This is a genomic window from Gordonia aichiensis NBRC 108223, from assembly GCF_000332975.1.
GTDB classification, from domain to species: Bacteria; Actinomycetota; Actinomycetes; order Mycobacteriales; family Mycobacteriaceae; genus Gordonia; species Gordonia aichiensis.
This window is the reverse complement of record NZ_BANR01000015.1, coordinates 48060-66913: the sequence shown is the minus strand read 5'-3', so window position 1 is coordinate 66913 and position 18854 is coordinate 48060. Positions and strand designations below refer to the sequence as shown.

Genomic DNA, 18854 nt, shown 5'->3' with positions numbered 1-18854 from the left:
GGAGACATCTGAATGCCAACCGCGTTCGCCACTCACACTGCGAATTTGAAAGCGCTAATGGCAAGTAGTCGCTTTGAGATCCCACGCTTTCAGCGCAACTATAGTTGGCGCGTTGATCACGAACTGGACGACTTCTGGAATGACTTGGCGACGAACAGTAAGAGTGAATCTTACTTCATGGGGATTATGATAGTGACCGAGAACACGGAAGATGCGGTTCTATCCATCGTGGACGGGCAACAAAGGACAATATCTCTCAGCCTACTAGCCAATGCTATTAGAATTCTTGCATTAGATGCGGGAAAGACGCTGATCGCGCGCAGTATGCGGGATGGTGTTCTGTATGGTCCTGACTATGAGAACGACACCTACGTCCCCCGGCTACAGCTTAGCGCTGACAGGGACAGTGAAGTCTTCAGAAGGCTTATCGACTCGGATGAGCCCGAGAGCCTGAATCTAGACGGTACAGTCTGGGAAGCCCAGATGTTCCTAGTAGCTAAGCTCCGCGCTGACGTTCAACAAGCGTCTCCACGTAGATTAGGAGAGTGGGCGTCTTTCCTTACGGAGAAGATATTCCTGTCAGTCTTTGTTAATCAAGACGTGGGTTCCGCTTACAAGGTCTACGAGGTGGTAAATGCGCGAGGCAAGAGCCTCACTCCATCGGAGATGATAAAGGCCTACATTATAGGTTCTGTTTCGAGTTCGAAGGCACGTGATCAAGTCTATGCGCGCTGGGCAAAACTGGAGGATAGGTTTGAGCGTGCGGACGCAGTGGGTCAGTTTACGCAATTCATCAGACACGCGCTAACGCTCCGCCACGGCTACGTCATTCCTAGAGATCTGTACCAGCTGGTGACCAAGAAGTATCAAGACGATGAGGTCACTGAGCTACTGAGTTTCCTTGAAAGCAACCTAGATCTGTACATGTCATTGGTAGAACCGGCCGGTACTTCAGACGATCTTCCAAGCGACTTTGCAAAGACTGCGACGGTCATCGACCTGTTGGGACTTTCCACAGTGCGCCCGATATTCATGGCTGCAGCAGGTCTGAGGGAAGCTAATTTAGTCATGGCGAAGCTCGTCGGCCTAATAGTGCCGCGTATTGTTGTCGGCACTTTCGGCACGGGTGCAATCGAAGCACGATTTGCAGCAGCAGCATCACTAATATATCGAACTCAAGATTGGCAAGCGGCTCTGTCAGAACTTGAGCCCCTCAGGCCCGACCAAGATGACTTCGAGGAAAAGGTCGCCAATAGAAGGCTTAATCGCGCCATCTTGTGCGTAATTAGATTCTCCGTCATTCAGTCAAGTGTACTGCCAGAAATTGAGGGCTACCTTCACTACATCCGGCAAAACCGTCTCAGCGACTGGCCCGGATTCTCTGACGAGGATTTCGACAGCATCGGGAGGACTGTTGGAAATTCGATTCTGTTGGAGACTGAATCCCGACCGTATGGGACGACTTCTCCTTACCTCGTTGCGGAAAAGTTCGGACCTGTCATCGTGGAGGGAGAGGCTGTATCGTCCGAGGAACTCCAAGTCTGGGATGCTGAGATCGCACGTGCAAAAGGTTCACAGATCGCGCAGCGAGCCGGAGAAATCTGGTTTGAATGACATGGTCAGCGAAAATGACGCGCTCCTTCAGCAGCGTTTGTTAGCTCGCTTGGCGGCAGGTCCGTCTATGCAAGATATTCGCGAGGTTCAGAGGCGGCCGGACGCTTTAGGGGATCTCGCAGCTACGGTGGAGGAAATACAGACAGTCGAACTAGCGAAGTTGCGCATTATAGTTGGATTTGACACGAATAGTCTAAAGAGATACCGCGAAGAGAGGCTAGAACTAGATGAGGTAGTGACCCAGATTGGCGATCAAGTCAAGGTGATTATTCCGGGACAATCGTATGTCGAATACTACAACAATCACGAGGCCTTTTCAAAGACTCAACTCGAACAGCTGACTAGTAGGCTGTCGGCATTTTCGAAGGATTTGGACGGGCCGCTGCTTGAGCTGAATCGCAGGGGAATTATCGCGGCCGAGGATTTACACTCTCTCGCGGCAAGTGTTTCTGATTTCAAGGAGCGATACAACCCGGGTAGTACTAGAGATAATATTAACCGAACACTCGAGGTCCTTGCATCACTGATCGACGCTGGAGTCGAGGTTCCCTTTTGTGATCGGCAGCTGTTCTCCGATGTTGCCAATATCAGGTTGGCAACAAAGACCCCACCCGGTTGGGCAGATGTCAAGTCGAAGGGAAGCCAAGCTCTCGGAGATTTTTACTGTTGGACGGAGTTTCTCCTTGGTCTTCTACAGTCGCAGGAAGTCGCATCGACCGATGATGCAAAGCGGCTCGCTATCTTCGTCTCGGGGGATAGGAAGAGTGATTGGAACATGAGCGATTTTGCGCATCCGTATCTTGCTGCGGAGTGTCTTTCCGCGACGGGGTTCAGGCTCAGCAAGCTGGAGCCGCACGAGCTGCGTAAAGTACTAAAAGTGATTAGTGAGCTGGATATAGGATCGCCTTGATACTTGACCAGCGCCGCCTCAGTCATACAGTTTCTCCACAGCGCGTCGTGCCACGACCTTGCGGGTCATCAACGTCCTCCTCACGGAAGCCAAACCGACTCTGGTCGCCACGTGTTGTACACGCCTGAAGTCGACGGTGACCGACTCGCCATGCCGGACGAGCCGGGCAACGGTCTCGCCGTCGAGCAGTGTGCCAAGCGGGCGGAAGTGCTGTGCCAGTGCCCAGCAAGACCACGCTCGGCTGCTGGCAGAGGTCATATCCAAACATGCCCAAATCACATCACTGAACTCCCGGGTGTGCCGAGATGCGGCCTGTATGTGCCGTGGCCGACCGGTTCCATTCTCAAACCAGCCCAGCCAGGCCGTCCCGACGTACTCTCGTCCCATGAAATCCGAGGATGTCTTCACCGGCGTGGCCGTGGCGTTCGAGGCGATCGGCGCGTTGACGATGGTCCTCGGGTTCATCATGTCGCTGGTGCTCGCCGCGAGGGCGCTGCGCCGAGGCGAGGGTGGTCAGATTGCGTACTCGACGCTGCGCAACACCCTGGGTGCGGCGATTTTGCTCGGTCTCGAGGTGCTCGTGGCCGCAGATCTGATCCGGACCATCACCTCGAAGCCCTCCATCGAGGATGCGGCGATCCTCGGAATCATCGTGCTCATCCGCACGGTGCTGTCGATGTCGATTCAGATCGAGATCGAGGGTGTCGTCCCGTGGAAGCGCGCACTGCTCACCAGCGGGGCCGCGATCGCAGGCCGTGAGGTGGCACGCGACGCCGCTGCACAGGCCGCGTCGCGTGCCACTACGGACTAGAGGCGTGCTGCCGCGTACTGGGCGGCTTGGACGTTCATGCCGTTGACCCCGTACAGGACGTGCAGCGCGTTCGGCTGACCGACGGGCGCGCCGTCGCACACCACGTCGCCTGCGATGCAGTACGTGACGGTCTTGGGGCGATAACGAGGTCCGACGTTCATCTCGGGTGCGCCGATGTCACGAATCCAGCGATCTGACGGCGGCGCGAACAGCACTACAGCCTTGACGTGGGGTTCGACGTCGGCAGGCATCGCCTTGGGAGCCTGGGAGGCGTATTCGGCATAGCGCGCCGGAACGGCGATACCGCTGTTCGCCGCATAGGCGGCAACGGCGCCGCCCTGCGAATAACCGCCCAGCACGATGCCTGTCTTCGGGCAGCGCGACGCGGTGGCCTTGATGTGGTCCTGCGCGGTGGTGATGCCGTCGACGACGTTGCGGACGAATGCCACCCGGTTGTTGAAGTTGTTGCTCGCCGGATAGTTGACGCCGTACACCGAGACCGATTTCCCGGGCAGCTGTGACCTCAGCGCCTGCGCAAACGACAGTCCGGTCAATCCGACGGGTGGTGCTGTCTCCGAGGTGCCTCGCGCGAACACCACCTCGACGTCGGGGCAGGACGCCGCCGAGGCGTGTGGGACAGCGGCGAGAACACCGCCGACCGCGACGGCGAGCGACCCTGTCAGAATCGCCAGCCGGCGGGCAGTCCTGGTCGCAGAGAAGACAGGTCGGCGGCGCTCGCGGTGCGAGCGTGGACGCGGAAAGGCGAGCTTCGGCATGGAGATCCTTCGCGGAGTCGGGCGTCGGCAGGGCATCGATCAGAGCCGACCGTGGACGACAGTACGCACGGTATTCGCCCGACGCGCCGTTCCGGATGGCACCGACCCTCGCAAGAAGCTGATTCGACAGTGCAGTCCGGTGCGCAGCAGCACTCAGAACACGAACACTCAGAACACGAAGATGAACAGATATACGAGGATCGCGACTACCGCGACTGCCACCCACGTCCAGCCGAGCCGGATTGCCACCATCGCAAACGGGGCCCCGTACTGGCGTCGGGAGACGATCTCGTCACGAGCGCGGTAACCGAGATAGATGCCGACCGGCGACGTGATGCCCAGAAGCGACAACACAAACGCCCAGATCGCTGTGCGGTTCATTGTTTTCGACGACGATGACGCCTGTGTTGCGGTCCGAGGCGGGGCCACGGGCTCCTCCTGGTCTTCGACACGGGAACCGATTCCCTGCCGGTTCGACGGCTCTTTCACAGCCGAGTATGCCTGCACCGACGAACTACCCTCCGTGGCCACCGGTCGACCATCGCGCGGTGGCGCGGGAGGGGATTCGCTTCGCCGCGGCGGCACGAACACACGCTCACCGGGTTTCGCGTGATCGCTTGTGCTGGAGAGCTTCTCGGTGGGAGGCGGGGATGCGGGCCTGCCGGGCGGGCCGGAGCGATCGCCCGGCCGCGCAGGCGGAGGACCGCCCGGTGTGCCCAGCGGTGGTCGGCGCCCCGGGGGTGGTACCGGGGCTCCAGGCCGTCGGGGTGGTTGTCCACCCGGGCCCTGAACTGGTGGCCTCCCTGTCGGTTGGCCTGCCCCGGGCCGGGAGCCGGGCGCGGGTTGGGTGCCGCGTGGTGGCTGGCGTTGCGACGGGGGACCGACCTGCCATCCCGGCCGCGGGCCGGTGGTGGGCGGGGCGGGTCGATTGGCCTGTGGCGCCGGTCCGCTTCCGGTGGGTGGCCGAGACGAGCTAGGCGGCGGGGTCGGGCGCGGTGCACCCGGCCCGTTCGCGCGTTCCCACGGAGCGGACGTCGACGGCGCCACGTCGGACGTCAGGCGCGGAGTCCGGCCGCTACTCGGTGGCGCAGGCCTGTCGGTGGCCTGTGCATCATCACTCGACGCGGGAGCAGACCACCCCGATCCTCGGGTCACGCCTGACTCGCTGTCGGCGTCGTCGGCTCGGGTGTCGTCGGAGTTCACGGGTCCAAATTACCTGCACCGCTGTGTCCGGACCGCACGGACCGCCGACAACCCGACCGCCACGCGCACCTAGTGAGCGTCGGGACCAGCACTGACACTCGGTGGCAACTCGTCGATCCGAGGGACGGTGGCCGAGATCGGTGGCGGCTCCTGTCGGCTGCGGCGCAGCACGACGACGATGACCGCTGTGAGGGTCGAGAGCAGCGCGAGTCCCCCCGCGACGGCAAGCACCTGCTTCTTCTGCATGTGCACAGCGTGCCAGTTCGCCGTGGGCGGATGCCACTTCTGACACCTACCGCTGCTGAGGTGGTTGTATGGAGGGCGTGAGTATTGAAACGCAGACCGCGACCATCCACACCAACCGCGGTGACATCGTTGTCGACCTGTTCGGAAATCACGCGCCCAAGACCGTTGCCAACTTCACCGGCCTCGCCGATGGCAGCAAGGAGTACTCCGAGCCCAACGCCTCCGGGGGCAACTCCGGACCGTTCTTCGACGGCTCGGTGTTCCACCGCGTCATCGAGGGCTTCATGATCCAGGGCGGCGACCCCACGGGCACCGGCCGTGGTGGTCCGGGCTACCGGTTCGAGGACGAGTTCCACCCGGAGCTCTCCTTCGACCGCCCGTATCTTCTCGCAATGGCCAACGCAGGCCCGGGTACCAACGGATCGCAGTTCTTCATCACCGTCGGCCCGACGCCCCACCTCAACCGTCGCCACACGATCTTCGGCGAGGTGACAGATCCCGCATCACAGCAGGTCGTCGACGCGATCGCGACGACGTCGACCGACCGCGCCGACCGTCCACTCGAGCCGGTCGTCATCGAGAAGATCGAGATCAACTGAGCGCACCGCAGCAACCGCCGCACACCACTCAGGTCTGTTACCGGCACCCCGACCGCCCGACCTTGCTGTCCTGCAGCAGGTGCGGGCGGTCGGCGTGTCCGGAGTGCCTGCAACCTGCAGCGGTGGGACAGCACTGCGTCGACTGTCGTCGCGGCGACGGTACGCAGCGAGCGTCGTCGGCGAATGTCGGCGCGCAGACGATGTCCTCGCCCGTGGTCGCCAGGAGAACACCGATCGGCACCTATGCGCTGATCGCCGTGAACGTGGTCATCTTCGCGCTGTGCGTGATCCAGGCGAAATCATTCGACGCCGGACTCGCCCCGCTCTTCCAACACGGCGACCTGGTCCGAGCCGACGTCGCGAACGGCGAGTACTGGCGTCTCCTCACGGCGGGTTTTCTCCACTTCACCGTCGCCCACATCGCGCTCAACATGATCTCGCTCTACATCCTGGGCCGCGATCTCGAAGCCGCACTCGGCCTGGGCAGATACCTGATGGTCTACTTCGTCGCCCTGTTCGGCGGGAGCGCGGCGGTGATGCTGTTCGAAGCGGGCAACGTCCGCAGCGCGGGTGCATCCGGTGCCATCTACGGGTTGATGGGCGCGGTGCTGGTGGTGGTTCTCAAGGCCAGGGTCTCACCGACCGGGGTCATCACGATCATCGTCATCAACCTGGTGTTCTCGGTGACCATGCCCGGGATCTCGCTGGCAGCCCACGTCGGAGGGCTGGTCTTCGGTGCCGCCGCAACCGCGGCGATCATCTACCTACCTGGTGTTGTGCTGCACCGTGGGTCGCGCACCCAACAGAACGCCTCACGCGTCGGGTGGGTCGCCCTCGTGGTGCTTCTCGTCATCGCGATCGGCCTCGGCGTGGTTGCCGGAAGCTCGGCGTCGGGCCTGGTCTGAGCCCTTTTCCTGAACGTCGATAACCCCTGTGGACAAGTTGTCCACAGGGGTTATTCACAGTGGGGATGAATGACACACATGTAATTCGACGTCCCGCCGGGGACCGATAACCCTCAGCGTGTCCCTTCGAGTCCGTCGTCGACCTCGAAGCCTGCGGCTTGCAGCGCGTCGGCGACGGCTCTCGGATCGGTGCCTAGATCCCATCTGCCGAAGACGTGGAGCTTGGTGTCCACACGCAGCGCCGGATCGTTCGGGGTGCGCGGGGGAGCGTCGTCGGGAATGACGTCGATCTCGAGCTGGCCGCTGCGTCGCCCGATGCGACGGATTTTGAGTACGCGAATCCGGTCGATCCGGTCGTGCGGGTACGTATACGATCCGCCCAACGTGCGGATCGTCAGAGCGGGCCCTGGGCCGACGGCCAGGCGTGGGCGGATCATCAACGCGTACGCCCCGAACGCCAGCAGCAGTGCACCTGCGAGGCACATCAGCACCATTCCCGCAGGATCCGACGCCGCGATCACACCCAGGACCACAAGAAGAAGGCCGCCGACCAGCAGCGCAGCGGCGGCTGGGCGCGGCGTCGACCATTCACCTGTGGACAAGTCGGCTCGGTTATCCACAGCAGTTACTCATGGGGATGAATTACACACATGTGATTAACGGCTGTGGAAGCTCGTAGAAACCGGTTTACGCTGGTCAGCGCCATCTCATCGTCATCAGCAGACCTGCGACCATCAGGGCGAAACCGATGAGGAAGTTCCACGATCCGAGGTTGGCCATCCAGTGGAGAACCTGGCCTTCGCCGCCGTACGTCGTCGAACTCGCGGCGAGGTAGTAGACGATCAGCCAGGCGAGGCCGAGGAGCATCAGCCCGAGCATGACGCCCACGTAGATGCTGCTGGAGGGCCCGGTCTTGACCTTCACCGGCGTGCGCGACGCCGGGTTGATCGTGTAGTCGGTCTTCTTCCGGACTTTTGACTTCGGCATGACTTCCTCTGTTGGGTGCAGATCACTCGCCTTCTACGGTATCTCACCTGGTCTCTGGGGCCGTCAGTGTCTCCACGGGTAATCTGTCGTCTGTGAATCAGCCGCAGACATCCGCGGGCCGCGTCCTCGTCATCGACAACTACGACAGCTTCGTCTACAACCTCGTCCAGTACTTGGGTCAACTGGGCGGCTCCGCCGCGGGTCAATTAGGCGGCTCCGCCGCGGGCCAGTTAGGCGGCTCCGCTGGGAGCCGGTCAGCCGGTCTCGACGTCACCGTCTGGCGCAACGACGATCCGGTCCTCTCCGACGATGCGGGCCAGTTCACGCCGGAGTCCCTGCGACGTGCCGTCGAGGGATTCGACGCCGTGCTGCTCAGTCCCGGCCCCGGTACCCCGCAGCGCGCAGGTGCGACGATCCCGCTCGTGCGGCTCGCCGCGTCGGACGAGATCCCGCTGCTCGGCGTGTGTCTTGGCCACCAGGCGATCGGTGCGGCGTTCGGCGCGACAGTCGACCGCGCACCAGAACTGTTGCACGGCAAGACATCTCAGGTCATCCACGACGACGACGGTGTGTTGGCCGGGCTCCCGGATCCGTTCACCGCGACCCGGTATCACTCGCTGACCGTGCTTCCCGAGACCATTCCCGACGAGCTCGTCGTGACCGGCCGCACCGACACCGGCATCGTCATGGCGATGCGTCACCGCGAGCTGCCCATCCACGGTGTGCAGTTCCATCCCGAGAGCGTGCTGACCCAGGGCGGGCACCGCATGCTGGCCAACTGGCTGGCTGTCGCGGGCATCAGCGTCGACGCCGGTCTGGTCGACGAACTCGAGAACGAGATGGCCGCCGCGCTCGGCTGAATGCGCGGTTGGGCCACGACAACCGGCGCGTGGCTGCCCCGGGGCTAGTTCGGCAGCAGGCTCAGCTGTCCGACGGTCACCGACACGGCGTCGTCGCGGCTGGCCCGTGAGCCGGCAGCGGGCTGCTGGTCGACGATCTTGCCGATGTCCGGGCTGCCGAGCGGTACGCCCTTCGTCGACTGCGTGAGCGTCGAATCCGACCACCCGCGCGACTGCAGCGTTGCCCGTGCCTGCTCGGGAGTCTGTCCGCGTAGGTCGGGCATCGTGAACTGATTGCCCCGTGAGACCGTCACCTGAACGGTGGAATCCTCGTCGACCGACGTCCCGGCGGGAGGCGACGAACTGATGATCTCGCCGACGGGTCGATCCGAATCACCCTGCACGACGACCATCTTCAGATTCGACTGATCGAGCAGTGTGCGAGCCTGGTCCTCACGCATACCGACGACGTCGCGCACGGTGACCTGGCGTGGCCCCGAACCGACGTGCAGCACAACCGGACCGTTGACCGCGGCGTCGGTGCCCGACGCCGGTGTCGTGCTCACGACCTTCCCATCGAGAGCAGCCGTCGAATCGACCTCGTCGGTGCGGATGTTGGTGAACCCGAGCACCTTGAGCGCCTCGGTGGCTTCTTCGGGCGTCTTGCCCTGCATCGGGGGTACCTGATGTCGCGGCGGACCCGAAGAGACATACAGCGTGACCTCGGAGCCGTCCGGTGCCAGCACGTTCGCTCCCGGCGCCGACCGGGTAGCGGTACCCGCCTTCACGTCGAGGCTCGGCTCCTGAAGCTGTTTGACCTTGAACCCCGCGCGCAGCAGGTTGTTCTCGGCGTCCTGCGACGACAGTCCGCTCACCGACGGCACCGCGATCTGTCGCGCGCTCTCCGACGCCCAGGGCGCCCACCACAGCAGCAGCCCGGCGAGCAGTAGCACGACGACGGCGACCGATCCCAGGATCAGTCCACGCGAGCGGCGTCGAACCGGGGTGTTGTCGGAGGCGCGTCGGGGATCGCTGCCGTCGGATCCGCCGGAGCCATCGTCGCCGGTGCCCCCGGTACCGCCGCCATCGGACCCGCGTGCGGCGCGGCGCGGACCGGTGTCGAGAAACTCCGTGCGGTCCTCGTCGGTGAGCAGCAGCGGCGCAGATGGCCTACCGCCCGCGAGGACGCGGATCAGATCGGCGCGCAGGTCGGCGGCCGACTGATACCGGTTCTCCTTGTTCTTGCTCATCGCCTTGAGCACAACGGAGTCGAGTTCGCGGGGAATCTCCGCACGGATCGACGACGGCCAAGGCGGATCTTCGTGGACGTGTTGGTGCGCGACGGCAACGGGGGAGTCGCCGGTGAACGGCGGCTCACCGGTCATCAGCTCGAACAGCACGCAGCCCATCGAATAGATGTCGCTACGCGGATCGACCTTGATGCCGCGAGCCTGCTCGGGCGAGAGGTACTGAGCGGTGCCCATCACGGTCGACGTCTGGGTCATCGTCGACGTCGAGTCGCTGATGGCACGGGCGATGCCGAAATCCATCACCTTGACCGCGCCGGCCTTGTCGATCATGACGTTGGCGGGTTTCATGTCGCGGTGGACGATGCCGTTGCGGTGGCTGAAGTCCATCGCGGCCGCGACGTCGGCCATCCACGTCATGGCCTGGCGCGGAGAGACCGGACCGTTGGCCCGCAACACGTCGCGCAGTGTCTCGCCCTCGACGTACTCCATCACGATGAACGGCAGCGGTCCGTCGGGAGTCTCGGCCTCGCCGGTGTCGAAGACCTGCACGATCGTCGGGTGGTTGAGCTTCGCCGCATTCTGCGCCTCGCGTCGGAAGCGCAGATAGAACGACGGGTCGCGCGCGAGGTCGGCACGTAAGACCTTGATCGCGACGTCCCTGTTGAGCAGCAGATCACGAGCGAAGTGGACCTCCGACATGCCACCGAAACCGAGCGTCTCGCCCAGTTCGTAGCGGTCGGAGAGATGATGCGGCGTCGCGGTCATTGGCTCGGCAGACAGAAGGGCGGACAGAATCGTCCGGTCACGGTGGGTGCACCGGAGTCGCCGGCCGTCGTGGTCGGTTCCTCCGGCTCCGGTTGCGTCGTCTGTTCCTCGGTCGTCTGTTCTTCGGTGGTCGTCGGGCGGCGCGTCGTCGTGGTGCGTTCACGCGTCGTCGTCTCGGTCGTCTGTTGCTCAGTGGTCGTCGGCACCGCGGTGGTGGTCTGCGTGACCGTCGTTGACGGCGTCGGCGTCTCCGCCGATCCCGAATCGAGGTTGGCGAGCCAGAAGCCGATGAGCCCGATCGCGCCGAGGAGCAGTACTCCCGCGACGCCCGCCAGAACCTTCTGGCCGGTGGTCCATCCGTTGTTGTTCGACGGAGGAGGCGTCGACTGGGTGTAGGACGTGGGGGTCTGCGTGTAGGAGGTCGGGGTGCGTCCCGTTCCCTGCGCGACGCTGTTGGTGCGAGCGGTGCCGGTGGGTGGAACGCCACCTGTCATCGCGCGAGTCGCGCCGGTTCCGCGCGCAAGTGCGGCACCTCCGACGGCTCCCGCGGCAGCGGCTCCCGCAGCGCCTGCCGGGCCGAGCCCTCCGGGCGCGGGAGGTCGACGTCCGGCACGCACTGCGGCAACGGCGTCAGCGAACTCGCCACCGTTTGCGTATCGCTGCTTGGGATCCTTCGACAGCGTGATGTCGATCAGCTCGCGCACCGACGCGGGCAGATTGGCGGGCAGCGGCGGCGGGGTCTCCCGAATGTGCTTCATCGCGACAGTGATCGCACCGTCACCGAGGAATGGCCGACGCCCGGTCAGCGCCTCGTAGCCCACGACACCGAGCGAATAGACATCCGACGCCGCGGTCGCCTCATCACCGGTCGCCTGCTCGGGCGAGATGTACTGTGCGGTGCCCATCACCATGCCCGTCTGGGTCACCGGCGCGGCGTCGACCGCCTTGGCGATACCGAAGTCGGTGATCTTCACCTGACCCGCGGGGGTGATGAGGATGTTGCCGGGCTTCACGTCGCGGTGCACGAGGCCCGCGCTGTGCGCGGCCTGCAGTGCGCGGCCGGTCTGCTCGAGCATGTCGAGTGTGTTGGTCAGCGACAGGCGTCCCAGCCGCGAGATGACCGAGTTCAGGGGTTCGCCGTCGACGAGCTCCATCACCAGGTAGGCCAGTGGCCCGCCGCCAGCACGGTCGGGTGTCTCGCCGTAGTCGAAGACGTTCGCGATGCCCGGGTTGTTCAGCTTGGCCGTGGTCTGCGCCTCGGTGCGGAACCTGGCGGTGAACTCCGGGTCGTCAGAGTATTCGGCCTTGAGTACCTTGACGGCGACACGACGGTTGAGCCGCGTGTCGATGGCCTCCCACACCTGTCCCATACCACCGGTCGCGATGAGCCTGATCAGGCGATACCGGTCGGCGATGACCGTGCCGTTCTGCAGGCTCATCGTCCACCTCCCACCAGTGAGTTGATCACTGCTCGTCCTATCGGTGCCGCAACGGTTCCGCCGACCGAGTTCACACCGTAGTCGCCGTTCTCGACGATCACGGCGACGGCGATCTGTGGATTCGACGACGGTCCGAACGCGATGTACCAGGAGTACGGGGTCTCCGAGTCGCCACCTGCGCTCGTGTCGGAGTGTTCGGCGGTGCCGGTCTTCGACGCGATCGACACCGGGCCGCCCGCTCCAGCGGTTGCCCGTTCCGACTCGACCATCATGCTGGTGAGCGTGGCCGCCTGGTCGGAGGTGATCGGTTCGTTGATCGTCGTCGGCTGAGTTGTGCTCAGCGTGCGCAGATCTGCTGATTGCAGTTTATCCACCAGGTAGGGCTGCATCCGCACCCCACCGTTGGCGACGGTCGCCGCGATCATCGCGTTCTCCAACGGGGTCAGGCGCACGTCACGCTGGCCGATCGACGACTGCGCGAGCGCCGGCCGGTCGGGGATCGCCCCGACGGTCGACTTGGCGACGGGCATCGGGATCTCGGGGCCTGCTTCGTCGAGGCCGAAGCGTCGGGCGGTGTCTTTGAAGTTCGACGTCGCGTCGGGCATCTTGTTCGTCACGAGATCGGCGAAAGCGGTGTTGCACGAGTACTTCAACGCCGTGACCATCGAGACGGTGCCGCCTGAGGATCCCGGGCAGGTCTCGCCGCCATAGTTGGGTAGCGAGATGGTGGTGTCGGGCAGCGGGAACTGCGACGCCGCCGTCAGCCGTACGTCCGGCGACACCCCGGCGCGCAACGCCGACGCCGAGGTCACGACCTTGAAGGTCGAGCCGGGCGGGTAGAGCTGGTCGATCGCGCGATTGAGCATCGGCTCCGCACCGTTCGGGTCGTTCCACGACGCCCAGGCCGTCTCACGCACCGACTGGTCGTGACTGGCCAGCTTGTTCGGGTCATAGCTCGGCGTCGAGACCATCGCGAGGATCTTGCCGGTGTTCGGTGCGATCGCCACGACGGCGCCACGGCAACCACCGTTGCAGCCGTTGCGCATCTGGTTATAGGCAACGCGCTGCAGGCGCGGATTGATGGTCGTCACCACGTTGCCGCCACGCGGATCGCGCCCGGAGAACATGTCGGTGAAGCGCTGCCCGAAGAGCCGGTCGTCGCTGCCGGAGAGAAACGAGTTCTCGTAGCGCTCGACGTCGGTGCTGCCGTACTGGTACGAGAAGTAGCCGGTCACGGGCGCGAAGGCCTCGGCACCCTCGGGCGGATAGCTGCGCAAGAACTTGAGCCTGCTGTCGGTGGGCACCGACACCGCGATCACCTCGCCGCCGGCGGTGATCGCACCACGCTGACGCGAGTACTCGTCGAGGAGCACCCGGTTGTTGCGCGGATCGGATTTGAGTGCGTCGGCCTTGAAGACCTGGACGTAGGTGGAGTTGGCGAGCAGGACGACGATCATTGCGATGACCACCATCGACACCCGGCGGATCGGTGTGTTCATGCCTGTCGCACCGCCTGTGTCGGCAACGACTCGATGGGCTTCGGCGTCGGTCGACGCTTCGTCGGATCGGGCTCGCGCGCCGCGTTGGAGACGCGGATCAGCAGGGCGAGCAGGATGTAGTTCGCCAGCAACGACGACCCGCCGTACGAGATGAACGGAGTGGTCAGGCCTGTCAGCGGGATGAGCTTGGTGACGCCGCCGACCACCACGAAAATCTGGACGGCCATGGTGAACGAGAGGCCGGTCGCGAGCAGTTTGCCGAAGCTGTCGCGGACCGCGACGCCGGTACGCAGCCCGCGCATCACGAAGATCAGGTAGAGCATCATCACGGCCGTCAGCCCGACGAGGCCGAGCTCCTCACCAATCGTCGCGATGATGAAGTCGGTGTTGGCGAACGGCACGATGTTGGGGCGGCCCGAGCCGAGCCCCGTGCCGAACAACCCACCGGTGGCGAGACCGAAGAGACTCTGTCCCACTTGGTAACCGGTGGTGTCGAAGGTCGCGAAAGGGTCCTGCCACACCTGGACGCGAACCTGCAGATGCGGGAACAATTGGTACGCCAGTACCGCTCCTGCGGCGAAGAGCGTGACACCGATGGCGACCCAGCCCGCTCGGCCGGTGGCCACGTAGAGCATTGCGAGAATCGTCGAGAAGATCAGCAGCGGCCCGCCGAGATCATTCTCGAGAGCGAAGATGCCGATGGTCACGATCCACGCGATGAGCAGTGGTCCGAGATCGCGGGCACGAGGTAGATCCATGCCCAGGAAGTGCTTGCCCGCCGTCGTGAACAGATCGCGCTTGGAGACCAGCAGCGCGGCGGTGAAGATAATGATGAGGATCTTGGAGAACTCACCCGGCTGGATGTTGAAGATCGGCGTGCGGATCCAGTTCTTCGAGCCGTTGATCTCCGACATCGACGCGGGCAGGATCGCCGGGATCGCCAGGAAGATCACGCCACCGAGGCCGAGTGTGTACGCGTACCGCGAGAGCGTGCGGTGATCACGGATGAAGATCAGGATGACCGCGAAGACGATGATCCCCAGCAGCGCCCAGAGCAGCTGCTGGTCGGCGTTGTTGGTCTGCTCCGTCGGGCTGATCTCTTCACCGCGCGGTCCCGATCCGAGGTCGAGTCGATGGATCAACACCAGCCCGATCCCGTTGAGCGCAGCCACAATCGGCAACAAAACGGGGTCGGCGTGGGGTGCGTAGCGCCGCACGACGAGGTGTGCGATCGCGAACAGCGCGGTGTAGGCGACGACGTACTTGAGTAGATCCCCGGTCAGTGACTGGCTCTGGGCTGCCTGCACGATGACCAGCGCGACCGTCACCACACCGATCGCGAAGATCAAGAGGATCATCTCGACGGTGCGGCCGGTCTGGCGGGCCGGTTCGCGCGGCGGCGCGTGCTGGGCTTGCGGATTCGACGGCTGTGACATCTATGGTTCCCGACACGGTCCGTCGTCGAACTGAGGGGCGGCAGGCGTCGAGCCGGAGGGTGCGGACGGCGTCGACGACGCGGGGCTCGAGGGATCGGCAACTGGGGGCAGCGTGAACCTCGCGGGCAGTGCGGTGTTGGGGGCCGGGCCGGCGGGCGGTGGTGTGCCCGGTGTCGGAGACCCGGGGGCAGGCGCGGGCTCGGTGGTGGTCGGCGCGGCATGGCAGAGGGGGAGGAACGTGAGTCGACGCACCCTGTTTCGAGCGTCGTCGAGGTCGACCTTGCTCACTCCGAAGGTGCGTACCGTGTTGACGCTGGCCGAGTCGAGGTCGGACAGTGCGAGTGGCCTGCACTCGTCCTTGCTCTCGACCGACTGGAAGCCGACCGTCGGGGCGTCGGTCGCGGCGTTGGTGACACAGACCTTCTCGGCGGCCTTGCTCGAGGAGAAGAACAAGATCTTGTCGGGGGAGCCCTGGAAGATCATCACTTTGCCGTTGTTCTCGCCGACGTAGTACGTGCTGCGCAACAGTCCGCGCGTGAGAAAGAAGCCCGCAATCAATGCAGCGATCACCAATGCTGCGATGCCCGCGAAAATCCAACGCCCCCAACGGCTTCGATGCTGACCCGGCTCGTCTTCGTCGGTCAGGATCGTCGGACGTTGTGGTGCTGCAGCTGGTGGTCGCAGCGCGGCAGCCCTACCGGCCGCGGTAGCGGGGTCGGGCGTGTAGTTCTGCTCTGAGTCGTCGCCGGCCGCACCGCCGACGATGGGGCGTGACTCGCCGTACTGCGTGTCGACGACGTCGGCGAGTACGACGCTGACGTTGTCGGGGCCGCCACCGCGGAGCGCGAGTTCGATGAGGCGGTCGGCGCACTGCTTCTCGTCGTCGATGGAGCCGAGGGTCTCGGCGATCGTCTCCTCGCTCACCACGTCCGAGAGTCCGTCGCTGCACAGCAGGTAACGGTCGCCGGCGCGCGCCTCACGGATTGTGAGTGTCGGCTCCACCTCGGTGCCGGTCAGTGCGCGCATGATCAGCGAGCGCTGCGGATGCGTGTGTGCCTGCTCGGCGGTGATGCGGCCCTCGTCGACGAGCGTTTGGACGAAGGTGTCGTCGCGCGTGATCTGGGTCAACTCGCCGTCGCGGAACAGATAGCCGCGCGAGTCGCCGATGTGTGCGAGTCCGATTCGGCTGCCTGCGAAGAGGATCGCGGTGAGGGTGGTCCCCATGCCGTCGAGGTCGGGGGAGCGTTCGACCTGTTCGGCTATCGCCGCGTTGCCGCGGTGCGTGGCGCGGTCGAGCGCGGCGAGCAGATCACCGTCCGGCTCGTCGTCGTCGAGGGTGCGCAGCGCCTGGATCACCAGCTGGCTGGCCACCTCGCCCGCCGCATGGCCACCCATGCCGTCGGCGAGTGCGAGAAGTCGGGGACCGGCGTAGAAGGAGTCCTCGTTGTTCGCACGGACCAACCCACGATCGCTCCGCGCGATATAGCGCAACACCAGTGTCACGGGCGCAACTCGATCACGGTCTTACCGATGCGGATCGGTGTGTTCAACGGGACGCGGACGGCTGTGGTGACCTTCGACCGGTCGAGATACGTGCCGTTGGTTGACCCGAGATCTTCGACGTACCAGTCGTCGCCGCGGCGCGAGAGCCGTGCATGGCGCTCGGAGGCGTAGTCGTCGGTGAGGACCAGCGTCGAGTCGTCGGCGCGGCCGATGAGGACCGGCTGCTGGCCCAGCGTGATGCGCGTGTTTGCCAGCGCCCCGTGCGTGACGACCAGATACCGTGCCGATCCCCGGGCGGTCGCCGATTTTCGACGACGCCGGTCGGCGCCGGTGTAGCGCGAGAGCCGTGAACCCGACGCCGTGGCGATATCGGCGCGCAGGGTGCGGATAACCGCGTAGACGAACAACCAGAGGAGGACCAGAAACCCGATACGGGTCAACTGCAGAACCAAGCCCTGCATCTAGTCCTCACCTCCCCATGCCATCTCGTCTGTGAACGTACGTCCGCATGCCCGACGCGTGGCTCGCGACAACGGATCCCGACTGCATCTTATGGGCCAGACCGCTCATCACCGTCATTCGAAAGTGACAGTTGTGTATCGACGCCCGGCGTCTTCAGACGATGCCACGGGCGTCGATCCGGCGAACTGGCAGGTGTAGCCGGTCTTACTGGAAGCGGACGGTGATGTCCGAGTGGCCGATGCGGATGCGGTCGCCGTCGGCGAGTTCCCAGCTGTTGACCTGGACGTCGTTGACGGTGGTGCCGTTGGTGGAGTTCAGATCGGTGAGCATCGCGGTGCTGCCGTCCCAGCGGATCTCGACGTGCCGACGCGAGACGCCGGTGTCGGGGAGGCGGAACTGCGCGTCCTGTCCGCGACCGATCACATTGGAGCCCTCGCGCAGCTGGAAGGTGCGGTTGCTGCCGTCCTCGAGGAGCAGCGTGATGGCTGCGGGCGCGTAGCCGCCGGGGTGTCCGTAGCCCTGGTCGTATCCGTAACCGGGCTGCTGTGCATAGCCCTGGTCGTACCCCTGCTGTGCGTAACCCTGGTCGTATCCCTGCTGGGGATAACCCTGCGCGTAGTCGTAGTCCTGCTGACCGTAGCCGGGCTGCTGTGCATAGCCCTGGTCATAGCCGGGCTGCTGTGCGTACCCCTGCTGCTCGTAGCCCTGGTCGTATCCGTAGCCGGGCTGCTGACCCTGCGCCGGGTAGTAGCCACCCTGCTGGCCGTAACCGGGAGCCTGCTCGTAGCCCTGGCTGTAGCCGCCCTGCTGGTAGTCGTAGCCCTGCTGGGCGTACTCCTGGCCGTAATCCTGCTGACCCTGGCCGTAGCCCCGGGCGTCGTCGTAAGCGGGTTCTGCGCCTCGCCGCTGGTCGTAACCGGGATTCTGCGTCATGGCTGGGACTCCTACTTGTTGTGGTGCGTGTGGTTGTGGGGGCGGACCGGATGTCGGCCGGGCTTGCGGTGCCTGTGGACGACCACGCGCGGACCGCGGCGGTTCGGGAGCATCGCCACGCGCTCCGGGCGACCCGACCGGACGCGGCTGCGCGTCCGGATCGACCCGACCACGGGCACGGAAGATACCGGTGTGCAATGACGGCGACTGATCGAACTCTACGACGACCTTTCCATACGTCTGCCATCCGTTGTCGGCGATGAAGTTTTCCAGATGCTTGGAGAACGTCTTGCGATTCAACTCGTACTCGGCGGCGACGTGGTCATGATCTGTCGGGCTGAACAGCAGGGAATAGCTGTTCGCGGCCAGAATCGTTCCGTCACCGAGTGACTCCAGTGACTCCTCGGCCTCGCGCTGCAGACCGTTCTCGATCTCCTGTGGAGCAACCTGACCACCGAATACACGCGCAAAGCCGTCGTCGACAGCTCCTTCTAATTTGCGCTCGAAGCGTTGCAGGATTCCCACCGTCGACCTCCCTTCGCAGCAGTGGTGGCGTGTCGTCGTGCATGTGACCTTGATTGATGATACCGATACTTACGGCTAACACCGTCTCAGATCAACTGCCACAGCATCAACTACGCCTGCGCCTTCAGTACTGAGCGCGGACGGGTCGCCTC

Annotated in this window: 18 protein-coding genes; 6 read left to right on the top strand and 12 right to left on the bottom strand. The window is 64.2% G+C overall.

Features of this window, described 5'->3' with window-relative positions; all coding sequences use genetic code 11:
• Window positions 1-12: 12 nt before the first annotated feature.
• The 3 genes from GOACH_RS14410 (at window position 13) to GOACH_RS14400 (ending at window position 3335) form a co-directional block, all read left to right on the top strand.
• On the top strand, window positions 13-1614 hold the full coding sequence (locus GOACH_RS14410; protein ID WP_005175936.1) for a DUF262 domain-containing protein: 1602 nt from the start codon (window positions 13-15) through the stop codon (window positions 1612-1614).
• 67 nt (window positions 1615-1681) lie between these two features.
• Complete coding sequence (locus tag GOACH_RS14405; protein ID WP_157227724.1) at window positions 1682-2524, top strand: PIN-like domain-containing protein; 843 nt, start codon at window positions 1682-1684, stop codon at window positions 2522-2524.
• A gap of 385 nt (window positions 2525-2909) precedes the next feature.
• Entirely contained in the window at window positions 2910-3335 is a 426-nt protein-coding gene (locus GOACH_RS14400) for a DUF1622 domain-containing protein (protein WP_005175927.1), read from the top strand.
• Here the strand turns inward: GOACH_RS14400 and GOACH_RS14395 are convergent.
• The 3 genes from GOACH_RS14395 to GOACH_RS14375 all read right to left on the bottom strand — a co-directional run bounded on the left by GOACH_RS14395 (window position 3332) and on the right by GOACH_RS14375 (window position 5560).
• Window positions 3332-4111, bottom strand: a complete 780-nt coding sequence (locus tag GOACH_RS14395) for a cutinase family protein (protein WP_005175925.1) — start codon at window positions 4109-4111, stop codon at window positions 3332-3334. The genes GOACH_RS14400 and GOACH_RS14395 overlap by 4 nt on opposite strands.
• A gap of 168 nt (window positions 4112-4279) precedes the next feature.
• On the bottom strand, window positions 4280-4642 hold the full coding sequence (locus GOACH_RS14390) for a DUF4190 domain-containing protein (protein WP_245551903.1): 363 nt from the start codon (window positions 4640-4642) through the stop codon (window positions 4280-4282).
• Between the two features lie 741 nt (window positions 4643-5383).
• Window positions 5384-5560 carry a hypothetical protein gene (locus tag GOACH_RS14375; protein ID WP_245551902.1) on the bottom strand — a complete coding sequence of 59 codons (177 nt, stop codon included), beginning with the start codon at window positions 5558-5560 and terminating at the stop codon, window positions 5384-5386.
• Between the two features lie 68 nt (window positions 5561-5628).
• Between GOACH_RS14375 and GOACH_RS14370 the strand changes: the two genes are divergently transcribed.
• Both GOACH_RS14370 and GOACH_RS14365 read left to right on the top strand, forming a co-directional pair.
• On the top strand, window positions 5629-6159 hold the full coding sequence (locus GOACH_RS14370; RefSeq protein ID WP_005175915.1) for a peptidylprolyl isomerase: 531 nt from the start codon (window positions 5629-5631) through the stop codon (window positions 6157-6159).
• Window positions 6160-6281: 122 nt separating this feature from the next.
• Window positions 6282-7064, top strand: coding sequence for a rhomboid family intramembrane serine protease (locus GOACH_RS14365; protein ID WP_245551901.1), 783 nt, complete (start codon window positions 6282-6284; stop codon window positions 7062-7064).
• 113 nt (window positions 7065-7177) lie between these two features.
• On the opposite strand, the gene GOACH_RS14360 is transcribed toward GOACH_RS14365, so the two are convergent.
• Window positions 7178-7684 (bottom strand): PH domain-containing protein, encoded by a 507-nt coding sequence (locus tag GOACH_RS14360; RefSeq protein ID WP_040518757.1) that lies wholly within the window; start codon window positions 7682-7684, stop codon window positions 7178-7180.
• A 76-nt stretch (window positions 7685-7760) separates the two neighbouring features.
• Window positions 7761-8051, bottom strand: coding sequence for a cell division protein CrgA (gene crgA / locus GOACH_RS14355; protein WP_005175908.1), 291 nt, complete (start codon window positions 8049-8051; stop codon window positions 7761-7763).
• Between the two features lie 92 nt (window positions 8052-8143).
• Between crgA and GOACH_RS14350 the strand changes: the two genes are divergently transcribed.
• On the top strand, window positions 8144-8911 hold the full coding sequence (locus GOACH_RS14350) for an aminodeoxychorismate/anthranilate synthase component II (protein WP_005175906.1): 768 nt from the start codon (window positions 8144-8146) through the stop codon (window positions 8909-8911).
• 44 nt (window positions 8912-8955) lie between these two features.
• Here the strand turns inward: GOACH_RS14350 and pknB are convergent, their stop codons facing one another.
• The 7 genes from pknB to GOACH_RS14315 form a co-directional block, all read right to left on the bottom strand.
• Window positions 8956-10905 (bottom strand): Stk1 family PASTA domain-containing Ser/Thr kinase, encoded by a 1950-nt coding sequence (gene pknB, locus GOACH_RS14345; RefSeq protein WP_005175905.1) that lies wholly within the window; start codon window positions 10903-10905, stop codon window positions 8956-8958.
• Window positions 10902-12344 carry a protein kinase domain-containing protein gene (locus GOACH_RS14340; RefSeq protein WP_005175900.1) on the bottom strand — a complete coding sequence of 481 codons (1443 nt, stop codon included), beginning with the start codon at window positions 12342-12344 and terminating at the stop codon, window positions 10902-10904. The genes pknB and GOACH_RS14340 overlap by 4 nt, the downstream gene beginning before the upstream one ends.
• Window positions 12341-13843 carry a peptidoglycan D,D-transpeptidase FtsI family protein gene (locus GOACH_RS14335; RefSeq protein ID WP_005175897.1) on the bottom strand — a complete coding sequence of 501 codons (1503 nt, stop codon included), beginning with the start codon at window positions 13841-13843 and terminating at the stop codon, window positions 12341-12343. The genes GOACH_RS14340 and GOACH_RS14335 overlap by 4 nt, the downstream gene beginning before the upstream one ends.
• Window positions 13840-15279 (bottom strand): FtsW/RodA/SpoVE family cell cycle protein, encoded by a 1440-nt coding sequence (locus GOACH_RS14330; protein WP_005175894.1) that lies wholly within the window; start codon window positions 15277-15279, stop codon window positions 13840-13842. The genes GOACH_RS14335 and GOACH_RS14330 overlap by 4 nt, the downstream gene beginning before the upstream one ends.
• Window positions 15280-16782: a PP2C family protein-serine/threonine phosphatase gene (locus tag GOACH_RS14325; RefSeq protein WP_005175890.1), complete on the bottom strand. Its 1503-nt coding sequence runs from the start codon at window positions 16780-16782 to the stop codon at window positions 15280-15282. It abuts the gene before it with no gap.
• A complete protein-coding gene (locus tag GOACH_RS14320; protein WP_005175888.1) occupies window positions 16779-17243 on the bottom strand; it encodes an FHA domain-containing protein FhaB/FipA in 465 nt (154 codons plus the stop codon). Before GOACH_RS14320 ends, GOACH_RS14325 begins: the two co-directional genes overlap by 4 nt.
• Window positions 17244-17448: 205 nt before the next feature.
• Window positions 17449-18702, bottom strand: a complete 1254-nt coding sequence (locus tag GOACH_RS14315) for an FHA domain-containing protein (RefSeq protein WP_005175885.1) — start codon at window positions 18700-18702, stop codon at window positions 17449-17451.
• Between the last annotated feature and the right edge of the window lie 152 nt (window positions 18703-18854).